Origin of the sequence: Flavobacterium noncentrifugens, assembly GCF_900100375.1 — a bacterium.
Lineage (GTDB): Bacteria > Bacteroidota > Bacteroidia > Flavobacteriales > Flavobacteriaceae > Flavobacterium > Flavobacterium noncentrifugens.
Genome location: NZ_FNEZ01000001.1, coordinates 95,832 through 113,475, shown reverse-complemented (window position 1 = coordinate 113,475; position 17,644 = coordinate 95,832). Strand labels below are relative to the sequence as shown.

Sequence of the window (17,644 nt, the reverse complement as noted above, 5' to 3'; positions counted from 1 at the left end):
TGCAATTTTTGAATCAGATATAAATATAAGCAACATTCAACAAGTCTTAAAACAGCCTGTGGAATTTTCACAAACTATTGGCAGTTTACTAACATATCGTCGGATTTTTAAAAGGTAAATTTGAGTAAACACAACTTAAAAATCTAAAATTATGATGCATCAAATTAGCAACTTACCTTCAAATATGGTCGGTTTCCGATCGTCGGGCGAAGTAACGAAAGACGATTTTGACATTGTTCACACAGAAGTAGAAAAACTCGTTGATGAAACAGGAAAACTGAATTATTTGTTATTCCTGGACAATTCCCCGGCGGATTTTACAGCCGGTGCGTGGCTTCAGGACGCACTTCTAGGAATCAAAAATATAACTGAATGGAACAGGGCTGGAATAATTTCCGATTCTGAAACGGTCATCACATTCACAAATGCGTTCAGTAAAATCATTCCCGGGGAATTCCGCGGATTTCACAAAGATGAATACCAGCAGGCAGTAGACTGGGTTTCTGAAAAAACAATTTAAGAACTTAAAAAACACAATCATGGGAGATTATAAAAACCTTACCGACGAAAAAGCAATTGAAAAATTAAAGACACTTGCCGAAGACATTAAAATTTGCATGTTTTGCACCGAACTGACAGAACTCCCAATCGCAACGCGGCCAATGGGCGTCCAGGAAGTAGACGATAAAGGAAACATTTGGTTCATCAGCTCTAAAAACAGCAACAAAAATTTTGAGATCAAAGAAGACGATCGTGTGCAGCTGATTTTTTCTAAAATCTCCTCAGCCGAATATTTATCGGTTTATGGAAACGCGACGATTTATACCGACCAGTCTAAAATTGATGCCCTTTGGACGCCCATTGCCAAAGCGTGGTTTGAAGAAGGAAAAGACGATCCGGATGTAAGTGTGATCAAAGTCGTGCCTTCAGATGTTTATTATTGGGATACCAAAGACGGGAAAATCATTACGTTGCTTAAAATTGCTGCTGCAGCTCTTACAGGAAGCAAAGGTGATGGCGGCGTTCAGGGTAATATTAACGTGTAATTGATTTTCATACGAATAGAAAAGCTTCGGGTTTCCGGGGCTTTTTTTATACCGAAATTTTATGATTTAAATTCCGCTTCAAAGCTTGTAATTCCTAATTAATTGTGGTAAATTTAAAGAACCAGAATTATTAATACCAAATGCTATGAAAAGAATATTAAGAAAATCGCTCCGCCAGCAAAAGCGCAGCCTTGAAACTTTTGCACAAACGATGGCTTCCATCAATGAAATGAAGCTGAAACCAAACCCGTATTTAACCAATCTTCTGGCGACAAACCAAAGATTATTAAACAGCAACAACGTGAACAACTTACTACTTTTTTAATTTTTTTGCCAATAATCCAGATGCAAAAGGGAAAGCCGTAATCTTTAAAAGGTTACGGCTTTTTCATATAGAGAGGTGTTGTTTCTGTTAGCTCGCAGCATCAAAATAAATGGAGGAAAGGCTGATCTCAGTCAGTCGGCTGTATGTGTTTTTTTCTTCTTTTACGGCAGTCGCCAAAAATTCTGAAGCAAGTTCTTCTTTCAGTTTTTGTGCTGCAATTTGAAGCATCGTATAGGTTTTAATTTCATATTCCATGATTTTCTGACAGCAGTTGATGATCGCCGTATCTCGTTCATAACCAGGTTCTGTTGCAGCAACCGGAAATTGCTCGATGATATCAGTAATGTCCTGGCAGTTTTTTCCAACGGCCCTTTCACCAATCGCATCAAATACATGTATCAACCGGACGATCTGGTTTTCGGTCACGGCCAGATGCGCCTCGATTGCGCTTGTCAATTCGTAAGAAGTGGCGCGCTTGGAAAAATCCGGAAGCAATCCGGCCAGTTGTTTTTCGCACCAATACAATTCATGCAGGTTTTCTTCAAACGTTTCGCGCGAAACCTGCACTTTTTGCTTTACTGGTTTTGCCTTTTTTACAACTACGGAAGTTTCAGGTTTTTTCATTGCATGTGTGTTTGGAATGTTACAAATTTTGCATTTTCAAATGAATTTCATTTTACAGGATATTTAAAAATGATTGCATTATTCCCATAGTATGAGTGTTTTACAAAAAAAAACCGCCAGCAATAACTGGCGGTTTTTTTTTTGAATTAGTCTTTTGTTGAATCTTATTGTTTAACGATTTTAATTGTTTGTACCGCACTTGTAGTGGTTACTTTTGCGAGATAATTTCCTGCCGGAAGCATCGAGACATTGAGTTGCCCTGAAGTATTTTTAACCGTTTTAGACAAAACTTCCTGTCCGAGGATGTTGAAAACCGTGATGCTTTCGATGGCTTCAGTATTCGAAACATTCAAAATGTCTTTCACAGGATTCGGAAACAATTTCAAAGCACTACGGCTAAAATTTTGTGTAGCCAATGCCGGGCTGATATTCAGCGTATAATCTTCCACCTGCCCAAAGCCTGAACCTGGTGCACAAGCCGAAATTGAAGGATCGCCATATGTTTTTACAACCCGCAAGGCCGTTGTCCCGATATAAGCATCAGTTGGAACCGAAATCGTTGAAGTCGCCTGTTGCCCGTCAACGCCGTCAGAAAAAGTGATCGTTCCGATTTCAGTAGCCTCTAAATTGCTGAATTCGCCATCGTGGTTCCAATCTGCGTAAGCGGTAAAAACGTCGGTATATTCGCCTCCGGTAAACCCTTCGCAAGTGATGTCATACGTTTGTCCGGCAGTAACATTTGCTGTCATCGCTGTGAAATTCTCATAAGTATCCGTCGATTCTACAGCTGTTACATTGTTGAGGTCGGCAATTTTGACCAAAGTAATGGCTTCCACATTCATTTCCTCAGGCGTACAATATTGGTCACTTACAATAACGTTAAATGTACAAGTGCTTACGACAACATTGTTTTCATCTACAAGATTATGCACAACTTCTGTGGTTCCAACCGGGAATGCTGATCCGGATTCCGGGCCTGAAACCAATACAAGACTGGTAGATGGATTTGAGCTACAAATCACATTCATTGTATAATTTACAACTTTTGGTCCGTTTAAGCTTACAGTGGTAATGTCAGAAGGGCATTGGATAAAGCAACTGCTGAACAGCAAATCATCAAGATTGATAATCCAGCCGGAGGCAAAAAAGAAAAAACCGTTTTCCCAGCCACCGATGAAATTTCCATCAGGAGAAATCGCGATTGGCGTTCCCAGCATTCCATCGTAAGTAGTGACTTCAACACCATGTGCCGCTAAAATTGTACTGATGAAAATCGGCTGCGACCCTAATGAAGGATTGTAAATAATTCCTTCGCGCACCGGACTTCCGGTCGCCCAGCTTTGTGCATAACCTACTGCAATTCCGTTGTCAGAAACGCTTGTAAAAGTAGCATTTTCATAGCCGGCAGGAATTTCAAATTCGGTAAAAGTTCCGGTGGTGCTGTCATAAATAAAAGGTTTGTTGTTACGGTCGCCAACTGCCAGTCCTGCATTATTAACCGAACTCACCTGGTTAAAATCGTTATCACCCGGCAAACCAGAAGGAATGTTCGTAAATACTGAACCGGTGGTTATCAATGACGCTACTCTGATTGTGCCTTCAGGCAACGGATCATACCAACCACCGGCAACACCATTGTTATTTACCGTATATCCTGCGCCATATTCACTGTTTGGCGCCCGAAGCACTTCAAGATTTCCTGTCGAAATGTTGAATAGAAACGCCTGGAAATCACAACAATCCGCTGAAATCTGTCCGGTGACATAATTGCTGTTTTCAGAAATCTGTCCCAATGAAAATCCCGCATCAACGGTTGATCCTTCCGGAAAACCTATTGGAGTCCAGATTCCGCCTTTTCGATAGGCTGGCTGTGAGTACATTTCACCATCACGATCTAACGGAATGGTGCCAATCAAATCCCCGGCATTGTTGATTCCTGAAATTCCCGAAACACCTTCTTCGATCGGTTCAGTCGTATCGGTTGTAAAATCGTAGATGCCTCCGGATTGTGCCGCTTTTCCCGAATCATTGATATCGAGTACTGCTTTTCCAAAGCCGTCGAGCAAACGAAATTGGACCTGGGCATTCGAAATATTGAAACACAAAAATGCTACAGCAAATATTCCCTGAGGCAACCATTTAAAATAATTTTTTTTCATAATGTGTTGTTGTTTAATTAATCTGATGCAATGTAACTGTAAGTTAACGATAATAAAAGGATTTGCCTTTGCTATTTCGTGAATTTCGAAAGCTTATGAAGGCTCCAAACGTCTTGAATACAGTTAGTTGAGATTTTTATTGAAAATAATTCTTAAAGGCCTATATGTTGTAATTTTTGCACTTTTTGTTGTGCTAAAAACAGTTTTTTAGCCGCTTTTTTCTGCATCAAAAAGATTGCGATCAGCAAAATAATTGAAAGCACAGCTAATAAAACTATCCCTGAAATATATTTTTCTTTTGCACTTTTGAGTTTCAAATATTGGTTTTGTGCCGATTCATTCAGAGAATCACTGACCGATTTCCGTTCCGATTCATTAATCTTTAAAATTGTTTCGAGATGTTTCTGTTGAAATTCCCGGTATTTTCCCCATTCGTTTACCGCAAGATAATTCTCTGAAAGCCCCTTGAAAATCCCACGGTTTAAAACCAGATCGCCTACATTTTTCGAGGTCTCGGCCGCTTTTGAAAGCACCTCGATCGCATCGCTGTATCGGCCTTCAAGCGTATATACTTCCGCAAGGCCTTTTTGCGCAAACGCAAGCAAGCTATTGGCATTCACTTTTTTCGCGTATACAATCGATTCTGCAAAGCTTTTTTTAGCTGCTTCGTTGTCATGAAGCCGTATGTAGCAGTTGCCCAAATTGTATGATACAATACTCAAATTGGCATTCACCATTGGCGATTTTGATTCGCGGTATTCTGCAATTCCCTGCTTGAAATAACCAATCGCAATGTCGCAATTGAGCTGTTCTTTGTAAACAAATCCACGGATAATGTAGTTGTTGCCCAGTAAAGTGCGAATGGAATCTTTGTCAGGATACGATTGCGCTACAGCATTCGATTCATCCAAATATTGAATCGCTTTATCGTAAATTTTAAGCTGCTGGTATAAAATACCGATTTTTGTCAGGATTTTGATCTGGATGATGGCATTGTCGCTTTTTGCTGCAAGGTTTTTCGCTTTGATAACATATTCTAATGATTTTTGATAATCGCGCTTCGACGAATAAGCATCGGTAACCAACATCAATCCGTTGATTTTTGTGCGAAGATCCGGAGCAGATCGGGCTACAGACTGACCGGTTTTTATCGCTTCGTCCGGATGCTCATAAATTTGAAGCGTACCGTTTTTTAAAATGCTGTCAAACGACTGATGCTGTGCAATTGAACTACAGCTGCAAAATGCAACGATCCATAAAACAATAATATGGAAAAATCTAACCCGCATTTTGCATGTCTTTTTTAGATTTGGATTCTTCTTTCAGGAAGTCGATGAAAGTCGTTGGCGCGATTCCGGTGATCGATTTGAAAATAGTCGCAAAACTGCTGTGCGACGAAAATCCGCTTTCCGTCGCGAGGTAACTGATTTTATAATTCAGATAAGCCGCATCCGATTTCATTTTGTCGATGATATAAGCAATCCGCAGCTTATTGATATAGGTGTTGAAATTGTCATTTCTGTGCCGGTTGATGATTTCCGACAGGTATTTTGTATTCGTATCCATTTGTGCCGAAAGCATCGCCAGCGACATTTCCTTATTGGTGAATTTTGTGGAAGCTTCGAATTTTTTAAGCTTTAAAAGCAATTGCTGTTCGGTTTCGACAGGAATGATAAGGTTTTTTGGAGTTGTGATTTTTACAGGTTCTTCCACTTTTTTGCTGTTTTCTAGATAGGCAGCAATTTCTTCATAACGTGTTTTCTTAGATTTGTTTTTAAAGAATAATAAAGTTCCGATAGTCAGAATCGCCAGGAAAATCCCGGCCGCAACGTATAAAAACTGTACGTATTTTTGCTCTTCTGCAACTGTATTATTTTCCTGCTCTTTAGAAATTAAATTGAAAGCGGTGTTTGTGGCTTCATTTTCAAGCATTTCCCCGGTATCGCTAAAGTCAATGAATTTCTGGTTGTAAAGGCTGTAATTCTGTCGGTCGTTCAGGGCCAGATAATTCAGGGCCAGTTGTTTGTTTATTTCCATCAGAAAAAATGTATGCTGTAAATTTTCTGCAGGCTTTAGCGCAGTAAAAAGACAATCGATTGCTTTATGATGCTGTTTTTGCTGAAAATCCATTTTTGAAATTTCACACAAAACCTGGGTTTCCAGAATGAGATTTTTCGGGTTTTTTCTTGAAAAGCCAAGCGCATGATTTAAATATTCAGCTGCTTTCGGATAATTCGCCATAGCCGAATATGCTTTTCCGATTCCTGCAATGGCTTTGTATCCGAATGATTTTCCGTCAGTATTTTTAATCTGGTTAAATTCCGATTGGGATTTTTGGAATATTTCCAATGCTTGCTTCGGATTTTGTGCGGCAATCTGCGCAAGCGCTTTCTCGTAAAAGATCTTTCCATTTGCGAAATGCTGCAAATCACCCGAAGTTTTTGATGCCAGTTCTTCGGCTTCAGCCAGATAGATATCAGCCTGACGGCCAAGTTTCAATTGTCGCAAAATTCCCGAAATCAAAAGATCCGATTTTAGCTGAAGTTCACTGTTGCCTGAAGATTTTGCCTGAAAGCCAAATGACAGTGCGTCTTTGTAATTTCCCATCGACAAGTAACTTTCGGCGATCAGGAAATTGGCAGCCGCTTTTTCATTGCTTTTCTGGGCATTAATCAGCAAATGTTCCCCAATTTTTATTGCCTGCTGCGGATTGTTTGAGGCAAGTTCGCCCGCTTTCTGCAAAAGCCCAACGGTTTCCGCGTTTTGCTGTGCATGGGCAAAAATACCGATGCAAAGAAAAAACAGTATGAAACGAAAGCTATGCATAATAATGAGGTCAGGTCCTTTACAAATGTAGATTTTTATTGCTTAAACGCGCTCATAATCGCCTTTCCAGTTCACAATGGCTTTTTTTGTTTTTTCTCCTGAGAGATTTTCGGTAAAAACGCGTTCCGCTAAAGCAACAAATTCTTCATCGGGTGCGAAACGCAAGGCAAAGATCTGGCTGTCGCGAAAGGCCGGATAGGTTTCTTCCAGGCGTTTTCCGGTCAGGGTAAAAAAGCGGTAGTGCACCTCAAGCCTCACAATCCTGTCCTGCAAGGTTAATGCGTAATGCTGGCGCAACATCAGCGAAAGCGCTATGAAGAAAATAAAAATGATGCTGATGAAAATCCAGATCAATGTTTCGGCTTGTGTAAAACTGAAGTAAATACTTGCTCCTAAAAGCAAAGCCGCAACAGGATAAAACACGAAATGGTGCGGTGTGTAAAACCGGATATAATTGTTATAATTTTGCTTTTCCATAATTTTTTCTGACTAAAGATATGAAAATAGGTAGTTGAAGCCAGAATTCTTTCCATAAAAAAACAGCCTCAAATGAAGCTGTTTCTGGCAATCAATAAAACTAACTTAATTTATTTTACAACAACCGTGTTGGCAAAGTTGCGGCCGTTGTAGGTAATGTCAAACGTGTAATTGTCTGATGGGATTTGGCTTAAGTCAAATTTTTTGAAGAAATTTACTTTTCCTTCAAATGTGCCTTCGTACCATTCTGTTCCATTTGCATCATAAATTGTTACATGAACCGGAGTTTCAGCAAAATTTAAAATGCTCAAAGTCACCATTCCGTTTTGGTGTACCAATGTGGGTTTATACACTTCAACAACCGGTTTTTCAGAAACCACCGCGTTGCTTTTGTCAATTGTAATTTCGTAACGCACGGTTCTCACCGCAGAATCGGCCTCAAGGAAATACGTTCCGTTTGGCAAAGCGTCTAGATTGTACATTTTATCGCTGTTGCTTTTCCCTTCGATTTTTTCTGAATACACCACAGCATGCTCCGAATCATAAATGAATAGATCGGTTTTTTCTGTCGTATTTAGGGCGAATCGCACGGTTTTACCTGTTTCTTTTTTCACCATAAGCGAAAAATCTGCTGTATTTGCATACATTCCTGCAGTAGTCAAAACTACCGCCAACACCAAACTGAATTTTTTTACAAGCTTTTTCATAATTGTAGTTTTTAAAGATGAATAATTTAATACTGCTAAATTAAGCCACTCGTATCGATCGTATTACGCTGGGGTTTTCCGATATGTATGCTATTTTAACATCCGAAAACGCTGTAGGTTAAAATAACGCTGTTTTCAAATCCGAAGTGGTAATTTTAACCTCGGAAAACCGTAGAAATCATGAAAACTGCCACGCCTTCGCTTGAAATGATCGCGCCTTCTTTTGGGAGTTCGTTTTACTTTTCCCGATATGAGGAAAATACGAACAACAAAGCGCACCTTTGGCATTACCATCCAGAAATCGAATTGGTGTATGTGAACGGAGGTTCGGGCAAGCGACAAATTGGAAGCCACATTTCTTATTATACCGACGGCGACCTTATATTAATAGGTAGCGATTTGCCTCATTGCGGGTTTACAAATGAATACACCGGAAACACGAATGAGACTGTGATCCAGATGAAAGCTGATTTCTTGGGCGAGACTTTTTTTCAGATGCCCGAAACGAAGAACATCCGGAATCTTTTTGAGCGCGCTCAGGGCGGAATTGCATTTTCCGGAAGGACAAAAAAGGAGGTCGGCGACAAAATTCAACTGATGGAAAGCCTTCCCAAGTTCGAACGTTTGCTGAAAATGCTTGAAATTTTAAATGAACTCGAACAATCCGAAGAATTCTCGGTTTTAAATGCCGGAGGTTTTTCAATGGAAACGCGTGTCGAAGACAACAGCCGCATCAATGGCGTTTTTAATTTTGTGAAAGACCATTTTCAGGAACCGATTGCGCTTGAAACCGCTGCAAATCTTGTGAGTATGACCGTTCCGTCGTTTTGCAGATATTTCAAAAAGATCACGAATAAAACCTTTACGAAATTCGTCAATGAATACAGATTGGTGCACGCATCAAAATTACTGGCTGAAAAACCTATGAGCATTACCGATATTTGTTATGAAAGCGGTTTCAATAACTTCAGTCATTTTAATAAATCATTTAAGGAATTTACCGGAAAAAGCGCATCGGAATATCGCAATGCACACCGAAATTTCCTGAGTTGACCAATATAATTTGGAAGAAAAGCTCCATTTAAATCTGCTTCTAAAAGTTAATTTACTTTGTCATGAATGTCTTCAATCACTTTTTTAGAAGTCAGTTTCAAAAAGATTACAATAGCAGTAATAATTGCGGAAATTAAATTTGAAATGATGATTGGCCAGTCGTTACGCAGGAATCCATAAACTACCCAAACCACCAGCCCAATAAACAGCACAATATTGCTCCATGCAGAAACGGCGTTTGTTTCTTTCGTTTTAATGATTTTATAAGCTTGCGGAATGTTGGAAATTGTTGTCATCAACGCTGCTCCCAGTCCAATAATTGTAATAGAATCCATTGCTTCAGTTATAGTCAACGATAAAAATAGTGATTGTTTCGGATGAAGATTTATCCAATTTGCAAAATCCGATATACAATTGACAGATTGAAATGGGAATAATGCATTTACAATCCCTGAACAGTCAGCCCAATAACGAATAATTAAATTTTTTTCTAAAAAACACTTGCATTTGCAGAAATCTGTCGTATATTTGCACCCGAACAGCGCGGGATAGAGCAGTAGGCAGCTCGTCGGGCTCATAACCCGAAGGTCACAGGTTCGAGTCCTGTTCCCGCTACTAAGTTGAAAGCCATTCAGAGATGAGTGGCTTTTTTGTTATATACAAAATTGATTATTATGGAACACAAAGCAGGATTTGTAAACATCATCGGAAACCCAAACGTAGGAAAATCCACTTTAATGAATGCTTTCGTTGGCGAACGCTTGTCGATCATTACTTCTAAAGCACAAACCACGCGCCACAGGATTCTTGGGATTGTAAACGGCGATGATTTTCAGTTGATTTTATCAGACACGCCGGGAATTATCAAACCCGCTTATGAAATGCAGGAATCGATGATGAACTTTGTGAAATCGGCATTTGAAGATGCCGATATCCTGATTTATATGGTTGAAATTGGCGAGCAGGCTTTAAAGGACGAAGCGTTTTTCAATAAGATCATCCATGCTAAAATCCCGGTTTTGCTGTTGCTGAATAAGATTGACAACTCGAATCAGGAGCAATTGGAAGAACAAGTGGCATTTTGGACGGAGAAAGTCCCGAATGCTGAGATTTTCCCGATTTCTGCTTTGAAGAATTTCAATGTTCCCGAAGTTTTTGCGCGGATTTTGACATTGCTTCCTGTTTCGCCAGCTTTTTATCCGAAAGACCAATTAACCGATAAACCCGAAAGATTCTTTGTAAATGAAACCATCCGCGAGAAAATCTTATTGCATTACAGCAAAGAAATTCCGTATGCGGTAGAAATCGAAACGGAAGAGTTTTTCGAAGACGAGAATATCATAAGAATTCGCGCATTGATTATGGTGGAGCGCGACACGCAAAAAGGAATTATCATCGGCCACAAAGGCGAAGCGCTGAAAAGAGTAGGTGTAGAGTCAAGAGCCGATCTCGAGAAATTCTTCGGAAAGCAAATTCACTTGGAAACGTATGTAAAAGTCAATAAGAACTGGCGAAGCAATGCGAATCAGTTGCGCCGTTTTGGTTACAACAATTAATAAAAAAACCATCAGCGAAATCTGATGGTTTTTTGTTTTAAGGCTGACATAAATTTTTTAAGCGGCAATCGCGTCGACAAAATCATACAATTTTTTGATTTGCCCGGCGCCTTTTCTTTTGTAGTTTTCTGAGATCAGGAACAGGGCAAACCAAACGGAAACCATTCCGAACATTAGGAACAATTCGGTGTTGAAATTCCATCCTGATGCATATTTGTAATAAGCAATCACCAAAGAAACGATGAAAATCCCAACACTGATAAATTTTGCAGCGAGGAAAACGAGCCACAAAACCGGGCTTTCTGCAAATTGTCCTTTGATGAAAGTATGATTTTCTGCTTCAGATTTTTCGATTTTTAAGTGCAAGACCGGCGACCAGTATTGCTGTTTGTTTTCGCCAACTTCCACCCAAATATGGTTTCCATTGCTGCGGATGTCGTAATCCTGCTGGTCGTAGGACATGATGCGCTCGCAGGCCGCTTTGATTTCTTCGGATGATTTTGGGGAAGCTTTTTCAAAGCGCGATTCGAATTTTTTGCGGGTTTCCATGGACTGATTTTTTAGCGTTGGTATTTCTTATTGAACGCGCATCGCTGTTTTTATATTTCTTAAAAAAGGTTAAACTAATTTTAACGAAATGCCAATTGTTGTTTGCTGATTGTAACATATTTAGAAAAGGCGCGTCAAAAGTTAAGAACTATTGGGTTGTAATTTAGTTTAGAGTTTGAAGAAGAAAGCCGGATGTGATGTCCGGTTTTTTTATTTTTATGGATGACAATCTTCGGGTTGAGATTGCTGCTTAGCCCTGATGGCAGAGGAAATCCTTTTTGTAGCGCAGCGGAAAAAAGATTGCAGCGTACAGCAGGAAAATGCTTCTAAAATTCTAACCAACCAATAAACTCAGGTACTCAGCGACTTTGTACTCAGTTCCTTTGTTTCTCTTTAACTTTAAACTACCTTTGCCGCTTATTTAAAAAGCATTATGAATAACATTGTTGCGATAGTAGGAAGACCGAATGTAGGGAAATCAACCCTATTTAACAGGCTGATACAAAGAAGAGAAGCGATTGTGGATTCGGTTTCTGGGGTAACCCGCGACCGGAATTACGGCAAAAGCGAATGGAACGGAAAAGAGTTTTCTGTGATTGATACCGGCGGTTATGTGCGCGGAAGCGACGACGTTTTTGAAGGCGAAATCCGCAAACAGGTCGAATTGGCAATCGATGAAGCCGATGTGATTATTTTTGTCGTTGACGTGGAAGAAGGCATTACGCCGATGGACGACGCGGTGGCAAAACTGCTTAGAAAAGTGACCAAACCCGTGCTTTTGGCAGTCAATAAAGTAGACAATGCGATGCGCGAGAAAGACGCGGTTGAATTTTATAATTTAGGCTTGGGCGAATATTATACGTTCGCGAGCATTTCAGGAAGCGGAACCGGGGATTTACTCGATGCGCTGATTGATGCCTTTCCGGTAAAGCCAGAACCGACACAGGAAGAAATTGAGTTGCCGCGTTTTGCAGTTGTCGGTCGCCCGAATGCTGGAAAATCAAGCTTTATCAATGCTTTGATTGGTAAAGACCGGTATATTGTGACCGATATTGCGGGAACGACACGTGATGCGATCGATACGAAATTTGACCGTTTCGGGTTCGAATTCAATTTGGTGGATACAGCCGGAATCCGACGCAAGGCTAAAGTAAAAGAAGACCTGGAATTTTATTCGGTGATGCGTTCTGTAAGAGCGATCGAACATGCCGATGTTTGTATATTGATCATCGACGCGACCCGCGGATTTGAAGGACAGGACCAAAGTATTTTTTGGCTGGCTGAGAAAAATAGAAAAGGGGTTGTGATTTTGGTCAACAAATGGGATTTGGTTGAAAAAGATACGATGTCGACCCGCGATTATGAAGCAAAAATCCGTGAAGAATTAATGCCGTTTACCGATGTGCCGATTTTATTCGTATCGGCATTGACAAAACAGCGTTTGCTGAAAGCTTTGGAAGCGACCGTTCAGGTTTTTGAAAGCCGCAAGCAACGCATCCCGACGTCAAAATTCAATGATTATATGTTGAAAGTGATTGAGGGTTATCCGCCGCCAGCGTTAAAAGGAAAATATGTAAAGATCAAATATTGCATGCAGTTGCCTACATTAACGCCGCAGTTCGTGTTTTTTGCAAATCTGCCGCAATATGTAAAAGAGCCTTACAAGCGTTTCCTTGAGAATAAGATCCGTGAAAACTGGGATTTTTCGGGCGTTCCGATTGATATTTACATCCGTGAAAAATAATTAAAAATACTGAGAGACCGAGGCTGCAAGGCGAACGGTACGGAGCAAAGCGAAGTAAAATAATTTTAAACCCGGAATTAACGTTCCGGGTTTTTTATTATACAATTTAGTTGAAAAATGTTAACCATTAAGTCATTAAGAACATTTAGCTTAATGAACTCAATTGTCATGGTTCAAATAAATGTTACAATAAATAAATGCGCTATTTTATTTCTATTTTACGAAATCGATATATTGCTTTTTTACTTATGTTTGCGACGTTGATTAAATAAAAATGCCATGAAGAAATTATACTTTATTTTACTGTTTCCGATGTTTGCTTTCGCGCAGATCACGATTAAAGTCACTTCAATTCCATCTAATACGCCAGACAATCCAACAATTTTTCTTGCCGGATCTATCAATACCTGGAATCCTGCCGATGCCAATTATATTTTACAGCCCGATGGTTTCGGAAACCGAACGATCGTCATTCCCGAAGGAACCGGAACGGTCAACTACAAATTCACCCGCGGAAGCTGGGCCACAGTCGAAGGCAATGCCAACGGCGGTTTTCTGCCCGACAGGAGTTTTACCTTTACAGGCGTTCCCCAAACGATCAACTTAACGATCCAATCCTGGGAAGATACCGGCGGAACAACCAGCACGGCTGCAGCCAATGTCCAGATCATGAACGGCTCTTTTTTCATTCCGCAATTAAACAGAAACCGCAGGGTTTGGCTGTATTTGCCGCCAGATTATGCCACTTCGCAGAAACGTTATCCGGTGCTGTACATGCAGGACGGCCAGAATTTATTCGATGCTGCAACTTCATTTTCAGGGGAATGGCAGGTTGATGAAACATTAAACACGCTTTTTGCAGACGGCGATTATGGTGCGATCGTCGTCGGAATTGACAACGGTGGCGGAGAAAGGCTCAACGAATATTCGCCCTGGAACGATCCGCAATATGGCGGCGGACAAGGAGACGAATACATGACTTTCATGGCCGAAACTTTAAAACCGTACATCGACGTAAATTACAGGACAAGGCCTGAAGCCAATATGAATGCGCTGATCGGGAGTTCAATGGGCGCGCTGATTTCGACTTATGGTGTTTGCGAATACCCCGAATCGTTCAATAAAGCGGGTTCGATGAGCCCGGCGTACTGGTTTTCATTATCCGATTTAAACAATTACATAAATACCGAAGTTTCTGGTTTGCAAAACCACCGCATGTATTTCATCGCCGGGCAAAATGAATCTTCAGATATGGTTCCAGATTTGAATACCGTCAGAAATAATCTTCAGGCGAAAGGCTTGTCAGCGTTAAATATTCTTACGAGAATTGATCCTGTTGGGACACACAGTGAAAGTTCGTGGAAAACGCAGTTCGGTGCTTTATATCAATGGCTTTTTGCCAATGAAGCGCTTTCTGTTGATCAAAATTCAGTTGCAAACCTAAAAATATTTCAAACCATTTCTGGAAAAATTGTAGTCGAAGGTTTGCAAAATCCAATGACATTCGAATTGTTCAATATGGCTGGGGCCAAAGTAGATCGGCTGATTTTATCCAATGGCGCTTTTCAGCTTGACGGAAAATTAGCTGCCGGAATGTATGTTTTAAAGCAAACTGAAAATTCGGTGAAGCCCATAAAAATCTTCAAAAAATAAAAAGCACTTCGGTTTGTTAAAAAAAATGTAAGAAAACTTTTTGTTTTAACGCGAAATCAGTTAATTCGCTGTTATTATTCTAATCCAATATAACAGCGATTTTTTATGCCTAAATTTTATCAGTTGCTCATTTTGTTGTGTGTATGTTTTGGTGCCAATGCACAGAACACCGTGAAAATCAAAGGAAAAGTACTCGATAAAACGACGCAGCTTCCGCTCGAATCGGCAACGGTATATTTGTCGTCTGTCATCGATTCAACGGTTATCGACTATACGATCACCGATAAAAACGGCGGTTTTCTGATCAACACCAAAAAAATAGTCAGACCCGTTTTCCTCAAGATCTCCTACATCGGATACAAAAATTTTATCGAAGAGCAAAAAAACATCACTGAAGACAAGGATTTTGGGATTTTGCGCATGGCTGAAAACGGAAATACGCTCCATGAAGTGGTTGTAAAAAGCGAAGCGCCGCCCATCCGGATTAAAAATGACACTTTAGAATTTAATGCGTCGTCGTTTAAAGTGCGCCCCGATTCGAATGTAGAAACGTTACTGAAACAACTTCCAGGTGTCGACATCGATCCGGACGGGAAAATCACCGTTAACGGAAAAGAAGTCAAGCAAGTGCTCGTCAACGGAAAACCCTTTTTTGATGCTGACGGTAAAATTGCGCTGCAAAACCTGCCTTCAGACATTATCAACAAAGTCCAGATCACCGATTTAAAAACGAAACAGGAGGAAATTGCCGGAAAGAAAGCAGCTTCAAACGATGCAAGCATTAACTTAACAATAGACGACGATAAGAATAAAGGCGTTTTTGGGAAATTTACAGGCGGGATCGGCTCGGACAAACGCTACGAAAGCAACCTGATGTTCAATTATTTTAAAGACAAACGAAAAATCAGCATTCTTGGATCGTCGAACAATATCAATGCGGTCGGCTTTTCGATGAATGAGATTTTTGACAGCATGGGCGGTGGTCGAAATTCAAATATCTATACGTCAGATGACGGCAGTTTCGGGATCAACGGCATGCGCTTTGGTGGCGGAAAAGGCATTACGCATTCCAATTTACTCGGACTGAATTACTCTGACGAATTCTTCAAAGGTTTTGACTTCAGCGGAAGTTATTTTTACACCGGCGCCGACAGCAAAAACAACAACCGCACGAAAGAAGTGAATTTGCTTCCCGACGGAAATTTCACTACAGAATCGTTTGCACGAACTAAAGAAGATAACTTCGCACACAATTTCAACAGCAATATCGAATACAAAATCGATTCGACAGCAACACTTTATTTTTCTCCGAAAATGGTTAAAGCCAATTCGAAGTTTGCAAATAACCAAAGCCAGTTTTCGTATGATGCCAACAATCAGAAACTCAACGAAAGCACGTCAAATACATTTAACGAACAAGACACCAATACGTTTTCGAATTCGGTTTATTTCAATAAAAACCTGAAGAAGAAAGGCCGCCGCATCGCAGCAGATTTTGACAATTCCAACAGCAGGAGCGAGGTAAACAATACCAATAAATCGAATACTGTTTTTTACAATGATACCGATGAAGACGGCTTTCCCGATTCGATAAAAGAAGACAACAGAAACCAGAAAAGGCTTGAGCGCAACCTGAACGACCGATATTTCCTGAGTGTCGAATACCAGGAACCAATCATGGATTCGCTGAATTTTCACATTGGCGCCGAATACATCAACGATAAAACGTCGAACGACAAACGAACATTCGATGCGGTTTCGGGAACAGAGAATTATTCGGTTGTGAATGATTCGCTTACCAATTACCTGACATCGCATGTCAAAAGGATGAACCCAAAAGCAGGATTTAATCTTGAAAAAAGCAAGTTCAACCTGTATGTCGATTTGGGAACATCGGTCATTAGTTTTGAGAATGAATCGTTGTATCTCGGCCAAACCGTAAGCCAGAAAAAGCATTACCTGCTGCCATTTGCGAATGCGAATTTCAATTACAGATTTTCCAAAACCCAGAATATTTGGGTGGGCTATTGGTATGAGATTGGTTTTCCGACAGCACAGCAAAATTTGCCTGTAGTCGATTATTCGAATCCGCTAAATACAATTACCGGAAATCCCGATATCGACCTGAATACGACACACGGCATGAACGTGAATTTCAACAATTATGACTATGCGACCAAATCGGGTTATAATTTTTGGGCAGGTGGGAATTTGTACGCAAACCAGGTAGTTGAATCAACCGTTTATGACGCAAGCCGCAAAGGAAACACAACCTACGCAAATGTCTCTGGAACATATTACAGTTGGTTTGGAGGAAACTGGAGCAAAAGCATCAAAAAAGAAGCGCATACTTTCAGGTTCGGATTTGGAATAAATGGCAATTACAACCGCTCTAAAGGTTTTACCGATGGCCAATTGTATGATGCAAAAACACTCCGGGTTTCGCCAAGGGCAAATTTCACCTATGAATATGGCGAATTGCTGACTGTAAACCCGACGTATAATTTTGCTTATACCGATACGAAATATTCAAATTACACGATCAGTGGCGCGACAAATGTCCTGCATAAACTGAACCTGCAGTTAACAAGTTACTGGCCGAAGCATGTCGTGTTTGGAAATGATTTCGGATATACGTACAATTCCAATATCGCTGACGGATTCAAAAAAGATTTTTACCTGTGGAATTCAAGCCTCGGTTATAATTTTTTCGGAGATAAATTGCTCGCAAAAGTTAAAGTGTATGATGTGCTGAACCAGAATCAAAGTGCAATTAGAACGATTTCGGCTACTTCAATCCGCGACGAGCAAAATGACGTTTTGCAAAGATATGTGATGTTTTCACTAACTTACAAGCTCGAAAAATTTGCCGGAAAAAAGAAAGGTGAAAGCAATTTCTGGTGGATGAATTAACTTAAATCCAAA

General features: G+C 40.3%; 16 protein-coding genes and 1 tRNA gene. 9 read left to right on the top strand and 8 right to left on the bottom strand.

Features of this window, described 5'->3' with window-relative positions:
• Positions 1-151 precede the first annotated feature (151 nt).
• The 3 genes from BLS32_RS00520 to BLS32_RS00510 all read left to right on the top strand — a co-directional run bounded on the left by BLS32_RS00520 (position 152) and on the right by BLS32_RS00510 (position 1,371).
• Positions 152-520 carry a SpoIIAA family protein gene (locus BLS32_RS00520; RefSeq protein ID WP_091391367.1) on the top strand — a complete coding sequence of 123 codons (369 nt, stop codon included), beginning with the start codon at positions 152-154 and terminating at the stop codon, positions 518-520.
• A gap of 19 nt (positions 521-539) precedes the next feature.
• Positions 540-1,046 (top strand): pyridoxamine 5'-phosphate oxidase family protein, encoded by a 507-nt coding sequence (locus BLS32_RS00515; protein ID WP_091391366.1) that lies wholly within the window; start codon positions 540-542, stop codon positions 1,044-1,046.
• Positions 1,047-1,191: 145 nt separating this feature from the next.
• Positions 1,192-1,371 carry a hypothetical protein gene (locus BLS32_RS00510; RefSeq protein WP_091391365.1) on the top strand — a complete coding sequence of 60 codons (180 nt, stop codon included), beginning with the start codon at positions 1,192-1,194 and terminating at the stop codon, positions 1,369-1,371.
• An 87-nt stretch (positions 1,372-1,458) separates the two neighbouring features.
• Here the strand turns inward: BLS32_RS00510 and BLS32_RS00505 are convergent, their stop codons facing one another.
• From BLS32_RS00505 to BLS32_RS00480, 6 genes are all read right to left on the bottom strand, one after another.
• Complete coding sequence (locus tag BLS32_RS00505; protein WP_091391364.1) at positions 1,459-1,995, bottom strand: DUF892 family protein; 537 nt, start codon at positions 1,993-1,995, stop codon at positions 1,459-1,461.
• Positions 1,996-2,159: 164 nt separating this feature from the next.
• Positions 2,160-4,154: a GEVED domain-containing protein gene (locus BLS32_RS00500; protein ID WP_091391363.1), complete on the bottom strand. Its 1,995-nt coding sequence runs from the start codon at positions 4,152-4,154 to the stop codon at positions 2,160-2,162.
• A gap of 152 nt (positions 4,155-4,306) precedes the next feature.
• On the bottom strand, positions 4,307-5,443 hold the full coding sequence (locus BLS32_RS00495) for a tetratricopeptide repeat protein (RefSeq protein ID WP_091391362.1): 1,137 nt from the start codon (positions 5,441-5,443) through the stop codon (positions 4,307-4,309).
• Entirely contained in the window at positions 5,433-6,980 is a 1,548-nt protein-coding gene (locus BLS32_RS00490; RefSeq protein ID WP_091391361.1) for a helix-turn-helix domain-containing protein, read from the bottom strand. Before BLS32_RS00490 ends, BLS32_RS00495 begins: the two co-directional genes overlap by 11 nt.
• A gap of 42 nt (positions 6,981-7,022) precedes the next feature.
• On the bottom strand, positions 7,023-7,457 hold the full coding sequence (locus BLS32_RS00485; protein ID WP_091391360.1) for a DUF6526 family protein: 435 nt from the start codon (positions 7,455-7,457) through the stop codon (positions 7,023-7,025).
• Positions 7,458-7,567: 110 nt separating this feature from the next.
• A complete protein-coding gene (locus BLS32_RS00480; RefSeq protein ID WP_091391359.1) occupies positions 7,568-8,164 on the bottom strand; it encodes a hypothetical protein in 597 nt (198 codons plus the stop codon).
• A 180-nt stretch (positions 8,165-8,344) separates the two neighbouring features.
• Here BLS32_RS00480 and BLS32_RS00475 point away from each other — a divergent pair, with 180 nt between their 5' ends.
• The gene (locus BLS32_RS00475) at positions 8,345-9,217 is read left to right on the top strand and encodes an AraC family transcriptional regulator (protein WP_091391358.1); all 873 of its coding nucleotides are present in this window, start codon (positions 8,345-8,347) and stop codon (positions 9,215-9,217) included.
• A 47-nt stretch (positions 9,218-9,264) separates the two neighbouring features.
• On the opposite strand, the gene BLS32_RS18605 is transcribed toward BLS32_RS00475, so the two are convergent.
• Complete coding sequence (locus BLS32_RS18605) at positions 9,265-9,552, bottom strand: SemiSWEET family sugar transporter (RefSeq protein ID WP_217639543.1); 288 nt, start codon at positions 9,550-9,552, stop codon at positions 9,265-9,267.
• Between the two features lie 207 nt (positions 9,553-9,759).
• On the opposite strand from BLS32_RS18605, the gene BLS32_RS00465 reads away from it, so the two are divergent.
• Positions 9,760-9,832 (top strand) — tRNA-Met (locus tag BLS32_RS00465).
• A 59-nt stretch (positions 9,833-9,891) separates the two neighbouring features.
• Complete coding sequence (era, locus tag BLS32_RS00460; protein ID WP_091391356.1) at positions 9,892-10,773, top strand: GTPase Era; 882 nt, start codon at positions 9,892-9,894, stop codon at positions 10,771-10,773.
• Between the two features lie 57 nt (positions 10,774-10,830).
• Here era and BLS32_RS00455 read toward each other — a convergent pair whose 3' ends face one another.
• A complete protein-coding gene (locus BLS32_RS00455) occupies positions 10,831-11,322 on the bottom strand; it encodes a hypothetical protein (RefSeq protein ID WP_091391355.1) in 492 nt (163 codons plus the stop codon).
• A 433-nt stretch (positions 11,323-11,755) separates the two neighbouring features.
• On the opposite strand from BLS32_RS00455, the gene der reads away from it, so the two are divergent.
• The 3 genes from der to BLS32_RS00440 all read left to right on the top strand — a co-directional run bounded on the left by der (position 11,756) and on the right by BLS32_RS00440 (position 17,632).
• Positions 11,756-13,066 carry a ribosome biogenesis GTPase Der gene (der, locus tag BLS32_RS00450; protein WP_091391354.1) on the top strand — a complete coding sequence of 437 codons (1,311 nt, stop codon included), beginning with the start codon at positions 11,756-11,758 and terminating at the stop codon, positions 13,064-13,066.
• Positions 13,067-13,345: 279 nt separating this feature from the next.
• Positions 13,346-14,719, top strand: a complete 1,374-nt coding sequence (locus BLS32_RS00445; RefSeq protein WP_091391353.1) for an alpha/beta hydrolase-fold protein — start codon at positions 13,346-13,348, stop codon at positions 14,717-14,719.
• Between the two features lie 105 nt (positions 14,720-14,824).
• On the top strand, positions 14,825-17,632 hold the full coding sequence (locus BLS32_RS00440; RefSeq protein ID WP_091391352.1) for an outer membrane beta-barrel protein: 2,808 nt from the start codon (positions 14,825-14,827) through the stop codon (positions 17,630-17,632).
• Positions 17,633-17,644 lie beyond the last annotated feature (12 nt).